This is a genomic window from Isoptericola sp. NPDC057391, assembly GCF_042668085.1.
Taxonomy (GTDB): domain Bacteria; phylum Actinomycetota; class Actinomycetes; order Actinomycetales; family Cellulomonadaceae; genus Isoptericola.
Map to the genome: position 1 here is coordinate 1 of NZ_JBHVBO010000081.1, position 17,344 is coordinate 17,344.

A 17,344-nucleotide genomic window follows, 5' to 3' on the forward strand; every position below is an offset into this window, starting at 1 on the left:
GGGCCTTCGTGGATGTCGACGACATCCGTGGTAGCGGGGGCAGGATTTGAACCTGCGACCTCTGGGTTATGAGCCCAGCGAGCTACCGAGCTGCTCCACCCCGCGTCGACTCCCTGAACATTACGGCGTCACCGGACACGAATCAAATCGCATCGGGCGAATGGGACGGAGGTCACACCGGCGCCACCTTCCGGCGGCCTCTCCGGGAACCTCCCCGACAGCCTTCCGACCAGGGCGGACGTCTCCGGGACGACGGCGGGGCCGCCGGTCCGACGGACCGACGACCCCGCGCCTCGCACCCCCCGGCCGGTCAGCCGGCGGCGCCGATCTCCTTCTCCGCGGCGAGCGCGTCCTCGATCGCCTTCTGCAGGCGGTCCTGCGCCTCGCCGTAGGCGGTGAAGTCGCCCGCCTTCAGCGCCTGGTCGCTGTCGGTCATCGCCTCGTTCGCCTCCTGCAGGGCGGCGTTCAGTCGCGCCTGCGGGTCGCCCGTCGGCGCAGTGCCGCCGGTCGGCTCGGTCGACGGCTCCGTGCTGGGCTCCGTGGACGGCTCGGTGCCGGGGTCCGCGGGAGGCTCGGTCGCCCCGTCCCCGCCGTCGACCGGGGCGGTGGGCACCTCCGTCTCCACCTCGCCCCCGGCGTCACCGGCATTCGCGCCGGAGTCGCCGCCGAACACCTGGTCCAGGGCCTCGTCGAGGGTCTCCGCGTACCCGGTCTGGTCACCGAACGCGACCAGCACCCGGCGCAGCAGCGGGTACGCCGTGCCGCCGGCCGACTGGATGTACACGGGCTGCACGTAGAGCAGTCCGCCACCCACGGGCAGGGTCAGCTGGTTGCCGCGTACGACGTTCGACGATCCGCGCTCCAGGATGTTCAGCTGCTCCGAGATCGTGGGGTTCGAGTCGAAGTTGTTCTGCACCTGACCCGGCCCGGGGACGGTCGAGTCCCGTGGCAGCTCCAGCATCCGTAGCTGCCCGTATCCCTCCGCCACCTCGCCCGCGGTGGACCCGGCGTCGCCGTCGGCGGCCAGATACCCGGTGAGGATCTCCCGGTCGGTGTTACCGCCTGGGATGAACGTGCTGGTCAACGAGAACGCCGCGGACTCCTGTCCCGGCATCTGCAGCGACAGGTAGTACGGGGGCTGCTTCGCCGCGTTCGTGCCGGTCGCGCCGCCGGTGGCCACCGGGTCGGCGGGGTTCGCCCAGAAGTCCTGCCCGGAGAAGAACTGCCCCGCGTCCTCGACGTGGTACTGCGTCAGCAGCGTGCGCTGGACCTTGAACATGTCCTCGGGGTACCGGATGTGGCTCATCAGGTCGCCGGAGATCTCCGACATCGGCTCGACCGACGTCGGGAACACGTCGGACCAGGCCTTGAGGACCGGGTCCTCGGTGTCCCACGCGTACAGGGTCACCGAGCCGTCGTAGGCGTCGACGGTCGCCTTCACCGAGTTGCGGATGTAGTTGACCTCCGGCGGCATCTCCACCGGCACGCCCTGGGCGGCGAGCGTGAGGGAGTCCGCGGTCGCCTCCTGCATCGGGCGGCTCGTCGAGTACGGGTACGCGTCGGACGTGGTGTACCCGTCGATGATCCACTTGACGCGCCCGTCGACGACCGCTGGGTACATGCCCTGGTCGAGGGTCAGCCACGGGGCGACCTTCTGCACGCGGGTCATCGGGTCACGGTCGTAGAGGATCTGCGACTCCTCGGTGACTCGGTCGGAGAACAGCATCTCCTGCGAGCCGAACTTCAGCGCGTACAGCAGCTTGCTGCCGAACGACCCGACGGACGGCCCCGCGGTCACCTCTTCCGTGGGGAACGTGGTGTTGACCTGCTGGCCGCCCTGCTCGTCGTCGGCCTGGTAGTCGAGCTCCCAGGGGTCCGCGCCCTCCGGCGCTCCCACGATGGAGTACTCCTCCGTGGACGGGCTGAAGTAGATGCGCGGCTCGTACCCCTTGTCGGTGAGCGCGCCCTGCGTCGGGATGCCGCCCTCGTAGAAGGCGGGCTGCCCGTCCGGGCCGGGCTGCTCGCCGTACGCGGCGACGACGCCGTAGCCGTGGGTGAACACCGTGTGGTCGTTCACCCAGTTGCGCTGGCCGTCGCCCAGGCCGTCGAGGTTCAGCTCGCGCACCGCGATCACGGTGTCGCGGGACTCGCCGTCGATCTCGTACCGGTCCACCGACAGGTTGTCGGCGAAGTTGTAGTACTGCTTGTTCTGCTGCAGCTGGCGGAACGACGGGCTGACGATCTGCGGGTCGAGCAGGCGCACCGACGCCGTGGTGTCCGCGTCCTGGCGCAGCGCGCCCTGCTCGGCCTCCGTCGTGGCGTCGTACGGCTGCGTCTCGATGTCGTCCAGCCCGTACGCCGCGTGCGTCGCGTCGATGTTGCGCTGGATGTAGTCGGCCTCGAGCTCCTGCGCGTTGGGGTTCACCTGGAACCGCTGCACGACGGCCGGGTAGATCCCGCCGATCGCGATCGCCGACACGACCATCAGGCCGACGCCGATGGCCGGCAGGCGCCACGTGCCGCGCACGGCCGCCACGACGAACAGCAGCGCCACGAGCACCGCGACGCCGGTGAGGATCTCCTTCGACGGGATGACGGCGTGCACGTCCGAGTACGACGCACCGTTGTAGGTGGCCGCCGTGCTGCCGCCGTTCGTCGCCGTGAGCAGCGAGTACCGGTCCAGCCAGTAGTTCGCACCGATCACCAGCATGAGCGCGGAACCCAGCACCGCGAGGTGCACGCGGGACGCGCCCGTGGTGCGCGAGGTGCCTGCCGGCACCGGCCCGAGCCGCAGGCCGCCGTACAGGTAGTGCGTCACCAGGGCGGCGATGCCGGCGATGACCACGACCGCCATGAGGAAGCTCACCGCGAACCGCAGCGCGGGCAGCGAGAAGACGTAGAAGCCGATGTCGATGCCGAACTGCGGGTCCCTCTCGCCGAACGAGGAGGGGTTGAGCGCCAGCAGCACGCTGCGCCACTGCGCGGACGCCGCGACTCCGGCGAAGAACCCGACGACGACCGGACCGGCGATGGTCACGACGCGCCGCAGGGGCTCGATCGCCTCGCGGTACTGGTCCAGGGTCGCCTGCTCGGGCGTCGACGGCGCGTAGACGGGGCGCACCCGGTACGCGACGGCGAACGACGAGAACACGGCGGCCCCCATCACCAGGAAGCCGACGACGAACAGGACGCCGCGGGTGATCCACTCCGTCCAGATCACGTTGCCGAAGCCGAGCGCGTCGAACCACATGATCTCGGTCCAGAACTGCGCGAGGAGCAGCAGCGCGACGACGACCGCGGCGATCACGACCAGCGTGATCGCCAGGGGGCTGCGGCGGCGCTTGGCGGGCGGGCCGCCTGGTCGTCGACGGGGTGGGGCAGCGAAGGACACGGTGCGGGCACCTCACTCGTGCTCGGGACGGACGGACGTTCTGGTGTGCAACGTCCCTGTCATCCCTCAGGTTCCCACGCTTCGCCCCCGCGTGGGTGACCGGTCCTTCACAGGCCGGTCACGAGCACGTCGGCAGCTCCGCGCCCTTCCCCGCGCCGATCGCCTCGATCGCCGTCCGCGCGTCGTCGAGGGTGGCCACCCGGGCCACCTGCAGCCCGTCGGGGACGTGCCCGACGACCTCGTCGCAGTTGTCCGCCGGGGCGAGGAACCAGTCCGCGCCGGCCTCGACCGCCCCGAAGAGCTTCTGCTGGATGCCGCCGATCGGCCCGACGATCCCGTCGACGCTCATCGTGCCGGTGCCCGCCACGTGGGCGCCGTCCAGCTCGTCCTCCGGCGTCATCTTCGTGATGATCGCCAGCGCGAACATGGTGCCCGCGCTCGGCCCGCCGATGTCGCCCGGCCGGATGGTCACGTCGACCGGGTAGTCGTACGTCGGGTCGAGGAGGACGCCGAGCGCCGCCCGCCCGTCCCCCTCCGACGTCGTCACCGTGAGGTCCGTCGCCTCGCCGTCGCGCTCGACGCCCAGCGTGACGTCGGCCCCCGACGGCACGTCGTCGAGGCCCGCGAGCAGGTCCTGGTGGGTCGCGACCTCCTGCCCGTCGATGCTGCGCACCACGTCGCCCGGCTCCACGACGCCGTCGGCGCCGGAGCCGGGCACGGTGCCCGCGACGGTGAGGGTCGCCGGCACCTCGTATCCCAGCTCCGTCAGCGCGGCCACGGTCGCGGCCGACTCCGACCCCGCCATCTGCGCCTGGCCGACCTCCTGCTGCTGCTCCCGCGTGGTCTGCTGCGGGAAGATCGACTCGACCGGCTGCACCGAGCGCTCTCGCGAGCCCCAGCCCCACAGCACGTCCCCGAGCAGGACGTCGCCACCGGGCCCGCCGTAGACCGAGACGGTCGTGAGCCGCAGCTCGCCCGTGACGTCGTAGGTCTGCGCGCCCTCGATCTCGACGACCGGCTTCGCGGTGGCGCTCCTGCCGCCGCTCGACGTCTCGCCCGCACCGCCCTGCACCTCCGCCCCCTGCAGGCCGAGCGTGTCCTCCGTCGGCCCCGGGGCGCGGATCGCGTACGGCGTGGGGAGCACGAGGAGGACGGCGGCGAGGAGCGCCGTCGTCAGCAGGGAGACGCCGAGCGTCACGCTGCGTCGCGACGCGCGCGCGGCGGGGAGCGTGTCCTCGTCGGGCGACGACGGGTCGTCGGGCGCGAGGATGTCGCGGTCGAAGGTCACCGGCACATCATCGCCGACGTTCCTGGACGCTGCGCCCGCCGTCGGCCCCGCCCCTCGTCAGGGGCCTCCGGGAGATCTGCGCCCAGAGCGAACTGCCGGAACCCCACGGCCCGGCCGGGCGTCGACGGTGGTTACGGTGAGCCAGTCGGACGACGGCCGCCGTCGCCCGACGTCCCTCCACCGCACAGCCGAGGAGCCCCGCGCATGAGCAACCTTCCCGACGACCCCGAGGGTGCCGAGGAGCGCGAGCGCATGCTGCGCTCGATGCTGGAGGGCTTCTTCGGCGACCGCACCGACGAGGTCCTCGCCCAGATGCGCGCGCAGGGCATCGACCCGGCCGCGCTCGCGGGGATGCCGGGCGCCGGCACGCCCGACCCGGCGACCATGCAGCACGTCCTGGCCCAGGTGCAGCGGCTGCTGTCCGCGTCCGGGGACGGCCCGGTGAACACCGACGTCGCGCACGACATCGCCCGGCAGGTCGCCGTCGCCGAGGGCGACCCGTCGCTCACGGGCGGCCAGGCCAAGGCCGCGACCGACGCGCTCGGGGTGGCGGAGCTGTGGCTCGACGCCGTGACCGACCTGCCGCCCGCCGGCGGCCGTGCCCACGCCTGGAGCCGTTCGGAGTGGGTCGAGGCCACGCTGCCCGCCTGGCACCGTCTGGTGGCGCCGGTCGCGACGTCGGTCGCCGAGGCCCTCGCCACCGTGCTGCGCGACCAGCTCCCCGGGGACCTCGGCGACGCCGACGCGCTCGGCATGCCGGGGCTCGCGGGCCTGCCCGCGGGCGCCCTGGGCGGCGGGTTCGACCCCGCGCAGATGATGCGCCGCCTCGGGTCGGCCGTGTTCGGCATGCAGGTGGGGCAGGCCGCCGGCACCCTGTCGCGGGAGGTGTTCGGCGCCACGGACGTCGGTGTCCCCCTGCTGTCCGAGCCCGCCACCGTGCTGCTGCCCACCAACGTCACCGCGTTCGCCGACGGGCTCGACGCGCCGCTGGAGGAGGTGCGCCACTTCCTCGCGCTGCGCGAGGCCGCGCACGCGCGGCTGTTCACGCACGTCCCCTGGCTCGCGGCGCACCTGCACGGCCTCGTCGAGCAGTACGCGCGCGGCATCACCATCGACCTGGACGTGCTCGAGCAGCAGGTGCGGGACATCGACCCCAGCGACCCCGAGGCGCTGCGCGGGGCGCTGACCGGAGGCGTCTTCGGCCTGCAGCACACCCCCGAGCAGGAGGCCACGCTGCTGCGCCTCGAGACCGCGCTGGCGCTCGTCGAGGGCTGGGTCACGGAGGTCGCCGCCACCGCGGCGCTCCCCCACCTGCCGCACACCTACCCGCTGCGCGAGATGATCCGACGCCGCCGTGCGGCCGGCGGGCCGGCGGAGCACACCTTCGCCACGCTGGTCGGGCTCGAGCTGCGCCCGCGCCGCTCCCGCGACGCCACCGCGCTCTTCGCGCACGTCCTCGCCGAGGGCGGCCCGCAGGCCCGCGACGCCGTCTGGGAGCACCCCGACCTGCTGCCCGGCACCGCGGACCTCGACGACCCCTCCGGCTACTTCACGCGACGCCAGGCGCAGGCGGAGGAGCAGTCGGACGTCGACGCGGCGCTGGCGCAGATCCTGGACGCCGCGGACCGCTCGGGGAAGGACGACGGCGCCGAGGACGGGGACACCCCGGCCCCCTGACCGGGTCGGGCCCGGCGGCCGGGCCCGCGTGACCGTCGGCTCAGCCGGCGGCAGGCTTGTCGTCGGCGAGGGCGGGCGACGCCCCGCCGTCGTCCTGGACGAAGGAGACGCCCTCGAGGAACCCCCGCGCCCGGTCCGTGCGCGGATAGGCCTCGAGGAGCTGCCAGAACGCGGGGCCGTGCCCCGCGTGCAGCAGGTGGGCCAGCTCGTGCAGCAGCACGTAGTCGAGCACCCACTCGGGCATGCCCTGCACGCGCGTGGAGATCCGGATCGAGCCGTCCACCAGCGTGCACGACCCCCAGCGCCGGCCCTGGTGGGGCGACCAGGACACGCTCGTCGGGTGCGCACGACCGTCCAGGTACCGCTCGGAGAGCTCCTTGGCCCGCTCCACGAGCTCGGCGTCGGACGGGCGCCGCCGGCGCTCCTTGTCCTCGAGCCGCGCGAGCATCTTCGCCACCCACTCGCGCTCCTGCGCACGCGAGAAGCGCGCGGGAATGGCCACGACGGTGCGCTCGCCGTCGCGGTACGCGCTCACCGTGGCGGTCCGCCGACGGCTGCGCCGGACCTCCACCGACGTCATCATCGTGTCGTGGGCCACGGCACGACGGTACCGGGGATTCATGAACTTTGTGTGTCAGAACACACGAACCGGGCGTCCGCGAGGGGCGCACGCGGGGCCTGTGGACGACGCCCGGCCGGTCCCCGGCCCGCGTGCCAGGGTGGCCGCATGGCAGACGCCGACAGCCCCACCGCCGCGCCGGCCGCCCGCCTCACACTGCGCCCCGCGACCCCCGTCCTCGACCACGGGGACGGCGAGGTCCAGCTCGGCACGGACCCCCGCTGGAGCCTCGTCCTGTCCGGTCTGGAGGACCACGAGGCGCGGTGGCTGCGCGACGCCGGGTCGCGGCGGCACCGCTCCCTGGACCGCGGCGCCCGGCACTGGGGCGTGAGCCCCGAGCGCCGGGAGCAGATCGTGCGCGCGCTCGCCGACGGCGGGTTCCTCGTCCACGCCCCCGCGGACCGGTCGCCCGAGGCCGTCGGCGACGCCGCACCGGCCTGGACGCCGGACGCCACCGTGCTCGGCGCCCTGCGCCCCGACGGCGCCGGCGCGGCCACGCTCGCCCGCCGCGGTGACCGCGTCGTCGGCGTGCAGGGCCTCGGCCGGACCGGCACCGCCCTGGCCGGCCTCCTCGCGGGCGCCGGCGTCGGCACCCTCGTGCTCGACGACCGCAGCCCCGTCCAGGTGGGCGACCTCGGGCTCGGTGGCCACGCTCCCGGCGACGTCGGCCGCCCGCGGGAGCAGTCCGCCGCCGCGCGGCTCGCGTCCGCGCACCCGAGGCTGCGGGTCGGCAGCACGCTGGCGGTCACGGAGACGGGCCGGCCCCGCCTGCCGGACGCCGTCGTCGTGGTGGAGGCGCACGCCGCCCGCCCCGACCGCTACGAGCGGCTGCTCGGCGCGGGGGTCCCCCACCTCCCGGTGGTGGTGCGGGAGGCCGACGTCGTCGTCGGCCCGCTCGTGCTGCCGGGCCGGTCCCCGTGCGTGGGGTGCTGCGACCGCCACGCCGCCGACGCGGACCGTGGGTGGCCGTTCGTCGCGGCGGACCTGGCACTCCGCCCGGCCGACGACGTCGCCCACGAGACCATGCTCGCTGCGACGGCCGCGGCGCTCGCGGCCGGCCAGGTGCTGGCGCTGCTGGACGGCGCGACGCCCGCGGCCGTGGGGCGGCGCCTGGAGGTCGCGCTGCCCGAGGCGGTACCGCGCGTGCGGGACGTCTCCCCGCACCCGGAGTGCGGGTGCACCACCTTGCCGGCATGAGGACAGGCCCCCGGCGAACCCGCGAAGAGGCGTCCGCACAGGGTGCGGGCGCGCTCTCCGGGGGTTCGCCGGAGGCCTGTCGTGGTTCCTGCCTGTTCAGCACGCCGGGCGTCCCGGGCGCACTGCGCGGTCATGCTGCGACGGTCTCCGACTTCCGGGGCCGGCCGCGACCGCGCTTGCGGGCCACGACCTTGCCGTCGACGAAGACCTCACCACCCCAGACGCCCCAGGGCTCCTGCCGCTCGAGGGCGCCGGCGAGGCACCCGGCCTGCAGCGGGCATCCGCGGCACAGCGCCTTGGCCTCCTCGACCTGGGCGGTGTGCTCGGCGAACCAGAGCTCCGGGTCGTTGGTCCGGCACGGCAGCAGCGCCGCGAACTGGCGGTCGAGCTCGGCCACCTCGGCCGGGCTCTGGGTGAGAGGTTGATGCGGGGTCCAGGGGCCGTTTCCGCCCTGGGGGATCGTGTCGAGCAGCCGCTCGTCCAACAGCTGTGCGAGACGCACGAGTTCCTCCGTCAGGTCCTGGGTGTTGATGTGAACGTCGGTGTTCAGGACCTGCGGGTGGACCTCTGGAGTCAGAGGTCCGGCTCGAACGACCTGGTGGGGTCTTCTTCCCTGAGCGGAAAGACGAAGGCCGCGGGTCCCGGGGGGACTCCGCGGCCTGGATCCGGTTCTAGACCGAATGTCTCCAGGAGGCGGAGTCGGGTGCGATGTGGAGATCGGCGTTGCCTGCTCCGTGCTGACGCGCGCGGAACGGACGGACGGCGTCGAGCTCGCCACGGGCAGACGTGTACCCGGGCGCGCCAGCAGACGCGTTCGCCATCACGATCTGAGTCATCGTGTCCATCTTGTGCACCCACCTCCTCACTGCTCTCGGACCTCCGCCTCTCGGCAGACGCCACTCCGTCTGGGACTCTCCGAGCATAGACGGCCTCGCGCAGGCCGCCACATCTTTTTTCGACTTTTTCTTCGACGAGTTTTTTCGGGCACCCGATCAGGCCCCCGAGGACGTCGCCGCCTCCAGCGGGCCGACGAGCTTCAGGTCGCCCAGGCAGCCCTCCACCGCGGCCGTCACGCCCGCGTCGTCGAGCCCGTCCGGGACGGCCCGGACCTGGAGCCCGCCCTCGCCGCGGCTCGCGACGAACCCCGCGCGGACGAGGCAGTCCACCTGAACCTGCTGCAGGTCCTGCACCTCGGCCTTGGTGATCAGCCCGTCCTCGAGGATCTCGGTGCCGCGCTCCGTCGTGACCCGTTCGAGCGCCTCGGTGAACCCCTCGGGCAGCTCGTGCGCGGCGTGGCCGCCTCCGGAACCGTGGTCGGCGTGTCCGCCGGCGCGCGGGCCGTGGCCGTCGCCCTGGTCGGTCCCCGCCGGCGAGCAGGCCGCGAGCAGGACGGCGACGGCGGCCCCGGCCACCGAGAGCGCCGCGCGGGAGCGGCGCCCGTCGGGCACGAGACGGCGGGCCGGGAACCGGGGCGGGAGCACGGGGGCACCTCTCGTCGGGGACGGACCCCGACAATCTGGCAGCCCCGCGACCGCCACCACAAGACCTTTCGTCAGGCTGGCTCACAAATACGGGGAATGCCCCACCGGGAGCCGGCCCGGGTACGGGATGTGCCGTACCCGCTGCCCCTCAGCCGGCCTGCTCCGCCACGATGGCGAGGATCGTCGGCCCGTACCGGTCGATCTTCGCCGGGCCCACGCCGTTCACGCGCGCGAGCTGCGCCACCGACGTCGGCTTGAGCTCCGCGATGGCGGCCAGGGTGGCGTCCCCCAGCACCGTGAACGCCGGCTTGTCCGTCTCGCGGGCCACCGACAGCCGCCACTCGCGCAGCGCGTCGAACAGAGCGACGTCGTGCTCCCCCGTGAGCTGCTGACGCGCCTGGCCGCGCACCGCGCGCCCGCGACCTCGCCGGTCCGCCGGGTCGTCCGGCCAGAGCCCGTCCAGGAAGCGGGTGCGCTTGCGGGTGGCCCGCCCGCCCGGGTTGCGGGACCGCGCGAACGACAGCTCCAGGTGCTCGCGGGCACGGGTGATCCCCACGTACAGGAGGCGGCGCTCCTCCGCGACCGCCTCGTCCGTCTCCGCGAGCGAGATCGGCATGAGCCCCTCGCTCACCCCCGCGAGGAACACGGCGTCCCACTCGAGCCCCTTCGCCGCGTGCAGCGACGCCAGCGTGACGCCCTCCACGGTGGGCGCGTGCTGCGCCGAGGCCCGCTCCTCCAGCTCGCCCACGAGGGTCGCCATCGTGGCCGGCGCGTCCTCGGGCGCCGCGGCCGCGACGTCGTCGGCCAGCCCGACGAGCGCCTGCATCGCCTCCCACCGCTCGCGCGCGGCGCCCCGTGCAGCGGGCGGCTGCTCGGTCCAGCCGGCGGTGGTGAGCACGTCGCGCACCTGCTCGGGCATGGGCTGGTCCGGGTCGGCGGACCGGGCCGCGCCGCGCAGCAGGACGATCGCGTCGCGCACCTCCTTGCGCTGGAAGAACCGCTCGCCGCCACGGACGAGATAGCTGATCCCGGCGTCCGCGAGCGCCGACTCGAACGCGGCCGACTGCGCGTTGGTGCGGTAGAGCACCGCGATCTCGCTGGGCCGCACGCCCGACGCGATCAGCCGTCCCGCGCGGGCCGCGATCCCCGTGGCCTCCGCGTCGTCGTCGTCGTAGGCCGTGAAGCTCGCGGGCGGGCCCGCCGGACGCTGCGCCACCAGCTCCAGCGCCCCGGGGACCCTGCCGCGTCGCAGCACCTGGTTGGCGAGGTGCACGACCTGCGGCGTGGACCGGTAGTCGCGGACCAGCCGCACCACCTGGGCGTCGGAGTAGGTCCGCGTGAAGTCGAGCAGGTAGTGCGGCGTCGCGCCCGTGAAGGAGTAGATGGTCTGCGACGGGTCGCCCACGACGCACAGCTCCTTGCGGTCGCCCAGCCACTGGTCGAGCAGGAACTGCTGCAGCGGCGAGACGTCCTGGTACTCGTCGACGACGAAGTGGCGGTACTGCGAGCGGACCTCGTCGGCCACCTGCCGGTGCGAGTTCAGCATGTCGGCGAGCATCAGCAGGACGTCCTCGAAGTCGATGACGCCCCGCTCGGTCTTGACGTCCTCGTATGCCGTGATGAGGCGCGCGACCGTCTGGTGGTCGTAGCCCGACGGCGCGGGGCGGTCGTCGACCAGCGCGGCCTTCACGTAGTCCTCCGCCGTGACGAGCGACACCTTGGCCCACTCCACCTCGGACGACAGGTCGCGCACGGCGACGCGGTCGACGCTCACGCCGACACGGCGGGCCGCCTCGGCCACGGCGGGGGCCTTGTGCTCGAGGATCCGCGGCGGGGCACCGCCCACGACGCGCGGCCAGAAGTACCCGAGCTGGCGCAGCGCCGCCGCGTGGAAGGTGCGCGCCTGCACGCCCACCACGCCCAGGTCGCGCAGCCGGGTGCGCATCTCCCCCGCCGCGCGGGCGGTGAACGTCACCGCGAGCACCGACGTCGGCTTGTAGGTGCCGGTGCGCACGCCGTAGGCGATGCGGTGCGTGATCGCCCGCGTCTTGCCGGTGCCCGCACCCGCCAGCACGCACACCGGCCCGGTGAGGGCCAGCGCCACGTCCCGCTGCTCCGGGTCGAGGGCATCAAGGATCGCGTCGGGATGAAGCGGGGCGCTCGGGGAGTTGGTGGTGGTCGACATCGTCTGCGATTCTCGCAGCCGTCGCCGACACGCCGCTCCCGTCGTCCCCAAGCCGTGACACCGGGCCGCGGCACCCCTGATCAGGAGGACCCGATGACCGCCGTCACGCCGCAGCTCCCCGAGCCGGGCACCGTCACGATGTACTCGACCGCGTGGTGCGGGTACTGCCGCCGGCTGCGCACCCAACTCGACTCCGAGGGCATCGGCTACACGGTGATCGACATCGAGGAGCAGCCGGGGACGGCGGCGTTCGTGGAGCAGGTCAACGGTGGCAACCAGACCGTCCCGACCGTCGTCTTCCCCGACGGCTCCGCCGCGACCAACCCGTCGCTGCTCGACGTGAAGTCGCGCCTCGCCGCCTGACGGACGACGGCCGGCGGGCCACGTCAGCCGGGCAGCTCTCCCCCGTACCACTCCTCCACGAGGGCGCGGGCGATCGACGGCCGCCCGGGCAGGCCCACCTCGCCGGCGCGCACGCCCGCGGCCAGCTCGTCCCGGGTGAACCAGCGCGCCGCGGTCACCTCCGCGCCGTCCACCTCGACGTCGGTCGCCACGGCGCGCGCCCGGAAGCCGAGCATGAGGGACGCGGGGAAGGGCCACGGCTGGCTGCCGCGGTACACGACGTCGCCGGGCCCGTCGCCGATCACGACCGACGTCTCCTCGGCGACCTCCCGGCGCACGGCCTGCTCCAGCCCCTCCCCCGGCTCCACGTACCCGGCGAGGGTCGAGTACCGGCCCTCCGGCCAGTGCGCGGCGTGCCCCAGCAGCAGCCGGTCCGCGTCGTCGACGACGGCCATGATCACCGCCGGGTCGGTGCGCGGGTAGACCTCGACGTCCTGCGTCACGCAGCGGCGCACCCACCCGGCCTGCTCGACGACGGTCGGCTCGCCGCACCGCGGGCAGCGCTCGTGCGACGCGTGCCAGGCGGCCAGGGCCACCGCTTCTGAGGCGAGCGCGTCGCCGCGCCGACCGCCCACCTCGCGCAGCCCGGCCCACGCGTGCTCGCGCGCCAGCCGCGAGGCGGGCGCCGCCGGCGAGACGCCCTCGATCCCCACCGCGTCGGCGTCCGCCTCGTCGGGGAGCACCAGGCCGAGCAGGCCCGTGCCGTCCTGCTCGCCGAGGAACAGCCAGCGGTGGCCGGGCACGTGCCCGTCGGGACGGTCGGCGCGCTCGGGCTCGGCCGGGAGGCCGTCCACCGCCGCGACGTCGAGCAGGAGCAGGTCGCCCGAGGCGTCGACGGCGACGCGGCCGCGCAGCACCAGCACGACCCGGGTCGTGGGGTCGCCCAGCAGCCGGGCCACCAGCCCCGGCTCGGCGCGGCGCTCGGCCGCCCGGTCGTGGGTGGCGCGGGTGTAGGAGAGGTCGGGGAGAGCGAAGGGGGCCGTCACGCCTCGACCGTACCCGTGCTCCCGGCCACGGCTCCCGGTGCCCGTCCGGACGACGGCGGACACGCGCGCCGCGATGCTCCCGGGCGGGCCCCGGCACCGTCTACGGTGGGCGGGTGCCACGCAGTCCGCTCGCCCTCGCCGCCCTCGCGACGGCCGCCGTCCCGGGACTGGACGCCCGCTCGGTCCGCCCCGAGGAGCTCCCGGGCGACTACGACGTCGCCGTCGTCACGGCCGACGACGGCGTCGACTGGCTCGTGCGCGCGCCCCGCACCACGATGGCCGGCGCCGCCCTCGAGGCCGAGACCGAGCTGCTCGAGGCGCTGCACCTGTACGTCGACGCGGGCGTGCTGCCCTTTACCGTGCCGCAGGTGGCCGGCTTCGCGCTGCTGCCCGAGGGCGGGCGCGCCGTCGTGCACCGGCACGTGACGGGCACGGCCCTCGACCTCGAGGCCCTGCGGCCCGGGCCGGGCCTCGCCGCCGACCTCGGCCGGACCCTCGCGGCGGTGCACGAGCTGCCCGCCTCCGTCGTCGAGTCCTGCGGGCTGCCGTCCTACACGGCGGCCGAGTACCGCGAGCGCCGCCTGGTCGAGCTCGACGAGGCCGCCGCGACCGGCAAGGTGCCGCCCACGCTGCTGCGCCGCTGGGAGGCCGCGCTCGAGGACGTGGCCCTGTGGCGGTTCCAGCCCGTCGTCGTGCACGGGGACCTGGCCACCGACCAGATGCTCGTCACCGGCGGGCGGGTCACCGCGATCAGCGGCTGGTCCGACGCCCGCGTGGCCGACCCGGCCGACGACCTCGCCTGGCTGCTCGTCGCCGCCCCGCCGGACGCGGTGGACTCGATCATGGAGGCCTACCAGCTGCGGCGCACCGAGCTGCACGACGCGCGGCTCGTCGACCGCGCGCTGCTCGTGGGCGAGCTGGCCCTGGCCCGCTGGCTGCTGCACGGCGTCCGCCGCGGCCTTGACGACGTCGTCGCCGACGCCGAGGCGATGCTGGCCGACCTGGACGAGGCCACCCGCGAGGACGCCCCCGCCTGACCTCACCGCACCGCGCTCGCCGCTGCGAGGTCGCGGAAACCCTGGGCTCATCGCCCCCGGCCGAGCCGAAACACGACCTCAACACCACGGCGACGTGGCCACAACCTGCGACGACGAGACTCGGCGGCACGCCAAGCCGCCACTCCCGCCGAAGGGTCCGTCATGTCGTACGTGATGCCGCAGGACTTCGTCTCGCAGATGATCGCCACCGGCGAGAAGAAGCTGTTCATGTCCACCCGGGACACCCTCATCCGCTCGTTCATGGGCGGGGCCATCCTCGCGCTCGCCGCCGCGATGGCCGTGACCATCTCGACGAACACCGGGAACCCGCTCCTCGGGGCCGCGTTCTTCCCGATCGGCTTCATCATGCTGTACCTGATGGGCTTCGACCTGCTCACCGGCGTCTTCACGCTGGTGCCGTTCGCCGTCATCGCCCGCCGTCCCGGGGCCACCTGGGCCGGGATGTGGCGCAACTGGGGCCTCGTGTTCTGCGGCAACTTCGCCGGTGCGTTCACGGTGGCCGTGCTCATGGCGATCACGTTCACCTACGGGTTCTCCACGCCGCCCAACGAGATCGGCCAGGCGATCGGGCATATCGGTGAGGGGCGCACCGTCGGGTACGCCGACCACGGCGCGGCCGGGATGCTCACGCTCTTCGTGCGCGGCGTGCTCTGCAACTGGATGGTGTCCACCGGCGTCGTCGCGTTCCTCATGTCGAAGGACACGATCAGCAAGGCCGTCGTGATGTGGATGCCGGTGTTCCTGTTCTTCTACATGGGCTTCGAGCACTCGGTGGTGAACATGTTCCTGTTCCCCTCCGGCCTGCTGCTCGGCGGCGACTTCACCGTCATGGACTACCTGGTCTGGAACGAGATCCCGACCGTGCTCGGGAACCTCGTCGGCGGCCTGACGTTCGTCGGCCTGCCCCTGTACCTGACCCACTACAAGACCCGGCCGGAGCGCCGGCGCGCCACGCCGGTCGAGCCCGCGGCCGCCGAGCGCGCCACCACCCCGGTCGGCTGAGGAGGACACCCATGGACCCGATCATGACCAAGGCCGCCGCTGCCGAGCAGGTCGTCACCGCCCGCCTCCGCTCGGGGCTCACCTGGCAGGAGATCGCCGACACCGTCGGCGCTCCGGTCGTCTGGACGACGGCCGCGCTGCTCGGCAACCACCCGATGACGGCGGACCAGGCGTCCGCGGCGTGCACGCTGCTGGGCGTCGGCGAGGACGTCGCCGAGGCCCTGCGGCTGCAGCCCTACCGCGTGCGCGACGAGGCCGTGCTGACCGACCCGACGATCTACCGCTTCACCGAGGCGCTGGCCGTGTACGGGCCGGCGCTCAAGGAGCTCATCCACGAGGAGTTCGGCGACGGGATCATGTCGGCGATCAACTTCCAGGTCGACATCGCCCGCCGCGCCCACCCGGACGGCGACCGGGTGGTCGTGACCCTCGACGGGAAGTTCCTCGACTACCGCTGGTGAGGCTCCGCACCGCGCACCAGCGCCTCCAGCTCGGCCTCGTCGAGCAGGCGGCGCGGGCGCACGGTCGTGCCGCTCGCGACGTAGACGAACGCGGCGGACACCTTGTCGAGCGGCAGGCCGGCGTAGCGCGACCACGCGAGGCGGTAGACGGCGAGCTGCACCTCGCGGGCGGAGCGCGCGCCGGCGTCGCGCGGCTCGTGCCCCGTCTTCCAGTCCACGACGACGACGGCCGGCACCTCGCCCGCGGCGGGGGCCGGGGCGTCCGGGTCGGGGAAGACGGCGTCGATCCGGCTGCGCAGCATGACGCCGCCCACCGGCGTCTCGACGTCGACCTCGACCGCGAGCGGGGTGCGGGACGCCCACTCCGACTCCGTGAAGCGCTGCCGCAACGTCTCGAGGTCGACGTCGGGGGCGATCTCGCCGTCCTCGGCGCCCGGCAGGTCGTCGACGTCGACCAGCGACGACGACGTGAAGAACCGCTCGACCCACTCGTGGAAGTGCGTGCCGCGGCGGGCGTGCACGGTGGGCTCCTGCGGCACCGGGCGGCGCAGCTGGAGCGCGAAGGCGTCGCGGTCCCTGGCGAGCCGGACCAGGCCCGACGCCGACACGTGCGCCGGCATCTCCACCTCGCGCGACCCGCACTCGCCGCGTTCCGTGAGCAGCGTGCGGGCCAGCAGCACGAGGTCGCGACCGGACGCGTCGCGCAGCACGCCGGTCGCGGCGCCGCCGTCCGGACTCGCGGGGTCCCGGCGCCCGCGGTCGGCGCGCGCCGCCTCCACCCGGGCCGCCGACGCCCGCAGGACGTCGCGCGGCGTCGGACCCTCGGCGTCGCCGGGCCCGGGGGGTGCCCCGCCCGCAGGCTCGGCCGCGTGCTCCGGGCCGGCGTCGACCGCCGGCTCGGCACGTGTCACCGACCCCGCGGACGCCTCGGGCGCGGGCCACGGCGCGGCGTGCTCGACGGCGTCGCGGGGGTTGCCCGCGGCCGGGTCGGGCTGGTCAGCCCAGCCGCCCGCGTCGACGACCCCGGCCTCGACGAGCTCCGCGAGGAAGGGCGAGACGCGCCGGGGCGCGCTTCCCGTGCCCCACCAGTGCGCGGTGAGGAACAGCTCGCGGCGGGCGCGCGTGAACGCGACGTAGGCGAGCCGCCGCTCCTCGGCGAGGCGGTGCGCGCCGCTGTCCGCACGGAACTGGTCGCGCCGGGCGGCGAGGTCCTTGGTGTCGGTGGCCTCCGCCCAGGTGAACTCGGGCAGGTCGGGGGCGTCGCCGCGCAGGTGGTACGGCAGGGCGGACACGTCGGTGAGCCAGCCGCCGTCCAGGCGGCCCTGCGACGACTCGGCCTGGCTCGGGAACACCCCGTCCACCAGCCCGGGCACCGCGACCACGTCCCACTCCAGACCCTTGGCGGCGTGCGCGGTGATGACCTGCACGGCGTCGGGGTCGGGCTCGCGCACGGGCATGTCGAGCCCGCGCTCCTGGTCGCCGGCGACGCCGAGCCACGCGAGGAACGCGCCGAGCGTCGCGACGTCGGCCGACTGCGCGAAGCTCGCGGCGACGTCGCGGAACGCGTCGAGGTGCTCCCGGCCGCGCAGGCTCACGC

Annotated in this window: 14 protein-coding genes and 1 tRNA gene; 6 read left to right on the forward strand and 9 right to left on the reverse strand. The window is 74.3% G+C overall.

All coding sequences use genetic code 11. From position 1 onward, the window contains the following. Positions 1 to 28: 28 nt before the first annotated feature. The 3 genes from ACFUVW_RS11780 to ACFUVW_RS11790 all read right to left on the reverse strand — a co-directional run bounded on the left by ACFUVW_RS11780 (position 29) and on the right by ACFUVW_RS11790 (position 4,679). Positions 29 to 105: transfer RNA gene (locus tag ACFUVW_RS11780), tRNA-Met, on the reverse strand. A gap of 205 nt (positions 106 to 310) precedes the next feature. Continuing rightward, positions 311 to 3,391, reverse strand: coding sequence for a UPF0182 family protein (locus ACFUVW_RS11785; RefSeq protein ID WP_430571513.1), 3,081 nt, complete (start codon positions 3,389 to 3,391; stop codon positions 311 to 313). Between the two features lie 118 nt (positions 3,392 to 3,509). Beyond that, positions 3,510 to 4,679 carry a PDZ domain-containing protein gene (locus ACFUVW_RS11790; protein ID WP_430571514.1) on the reverse strand — a complete coding sequence of 390 codons (1,170 nt, stop codon included), beginning with the start codon at positions 4,677 to 4,679 and terminating at the stop codon, positions 3,510 to 3,512. A 204-nt stretch (positions 4,680 to 4,883) separates the two neighbouring features. Here ACFUVW_RS11790 and ACFUVW_RS11795 point away from each other — a divergent pair, with 204 nt between their 5' ends. Continuing rightward, the gene (locus tag ACFUVW_RS11795) at positions 4,884 to 6,356 is read left to right on the forward strand and encodes a zinc-dependent metalloprotease (protein ID WP_430571515.1); all 1,473 of its coding nucleotides are present in this window, start codon (positions 4,884 to 4,886) and stop codon (positions 6,354 to 6,356) included. A 40-nt stretch (positions 6,357 to 6,396) separates the two neighbouring features. On the opposite strand, the gene ACFUVW_RS11800 is transcribed toward ACFUVW_RS11795, so the two are convergent. Next, complete coding sequence (locus ACFUVW_RS11800; RefSeq protein WP_430571516.1) at positions 6,397 to 6,978, reverse strand: M48 family metallopeptidase; 582 nt, start codon at positions 6,976 to 6,978, stop codon at positions 6,397 to 6,399. A gap of 105 nt (positions 6,979 to 7,083) precedes the next feature. Here ACFUVW_RS11800 and ACFUVW_RS11805 point away from each other — a divergent pair, with 105 nt between their 5' ends. Continuing rightward, positions 7,084 to 8,172, forward strand: coding sequence for a ThiF family adenylyltransferase (locus ACFUVW_RS11805; RefSeq protein ID WP_430571517.1), 1,089 nt, complete (start codon positions 7,084 to 7,086; stop codon positions 8,170 to 8,172). 130 nt (positions 8,173 to 8,302) lie between these two features. On the opposite strand, the gene ACFUVW_RS11810 is transcribed toward ACFUVW_RS11805, so the two are convergent. From ACFUVW_RS11810 to ACFUVW_RS11820, 3 genes are all read right to left on the reverse strand, one after another. After that, complete coding sequence (locus tag ACFUVW_RS11810; protein WP_430571518.1) at positions 8,303 to 8,674, reverse strand: WhiB family transcriptional regulator; 372 nt, start codon at positions 8,672 to 8,674, stop codon at positions 8,303 to 8,305. Positions 8,675 to 9,164: 490 nt separating this feature from the next. After that, positions 9,165 to 9,653 carry a hypothetical protein gene (locus ACFUVW_RS11815; protein ID WP_430571519.1) on the reverse strand — a complete coding sequence of 163 codons (489 nt, stop codon included), beginning with the start codon at positions 9,651 to 9,653 and terminating at the stop codon, positions 9,165 to 9,167. Positions 9,654 to 9,801: 148 nt separating this feature from the next. Continuing rightward, entirely contained in the window at positions 9,802 to 11,838 is a 2,037-nt protein-coding gene (locus tag ACFUVW_RS11820) for an ATP-dependent DNA helicase UvrD2 (protein WP_430571520.1), read from the reverse strand. Positions 11,839 to 11,931: 93 nt separating this feature from the next. Between ACFUVW_RS11820 and ACFUVW_RS11825 the strand changes: the two genes are divergently transcribed. Beyond that, positions 11,932 to 12,201, forward strand: coding sequence for a mycoredoxin (locus ACFUVW_RS11825; protein WP_430571521.1), 270 nt, complete (start codon positions 11,932 to 11,934; stop codon positions 12,199 to 12,201). Positions 12,202 to 12,224: 23 nt separating this feature from the next. Here ACFUVW_RS11825 and nudC read toward each other — a convergent pair whose 3' ends face one another. After that, the gene (gene nudC, locus ACFUVW_RS11830) at positions 12,225 to 13,226 is read right to left on the reverse strand and encodes an NAD(+) diphosphatase (RefSeq protein ID WP_430571522.1); all 1,002 of its coding nucleotides are present in this window, start codon (positions 13,224 to 13,226) and stop codon (positions 12,225 to 12,227) included. 113 nt (positions 13,227 to 13,339) lie between these two features. On the opposite strand from nudC, the gene ACFUVW_RS11835 reads away from it, so the two are divergent. The 3 genes from ACFUVW_RS11835 (at position 13,340) to cynS (ending at position 15,747) form a co-directional block, all read left to right on the forward strand. Further along, positions 13,340 to 14,263, forward strand: coding sequence for a macrolide 2'-phosphotransferase (locus ACFUVW_RS11835; RefSeq protein ID WP_429728054.1), 924 nt, complete (start codon positions 13,340 to 13,342; stop codon positions 14,261 to 14,263). A gap of 162 nt (positions 14,264 to 14,425) precedes the next feature. Continuing rightward, positions 14,426 to 15,286 (forward strand): formate/nitrite transporter family protein, encoded by an 861-nt coding sequence (locus ACFUVW_RS11840; protein ID WP_430571523.1) that lies wholly within the window; start codon positions 14,426 to 14,428, stop codon positions 15,284 to 15,286. Positions 15,287 to 15,297: 11 nt separating this feature from the next. Continuing rightward, complete coding sequence (cynS, locus tag ACFUVW_RS11845; RefSeq protein ID WP_430571524.1) at positions 15,298 to 15,747, forward strand: cyanase; 450 nt, start codon at positions 15,298 to 15,300, stop codon at positions 15,745 to 15,747. Here the strand turns inward: cynS and ACFUVW_RS11850 are convergent. Next, positions 15,735 to 17,344, reverse strand: a 1,610-nt coding sequence (locus ACFUVW_RS11850; protein ID WP_430571525.1) for a 3'-5' exonuclease, incomplete at its 5' end; no start/stop codon positions are given. The two genes, cynS and ACFUVW_RS11850, sit on opposite strands and share 13 nt — an antisense overlap.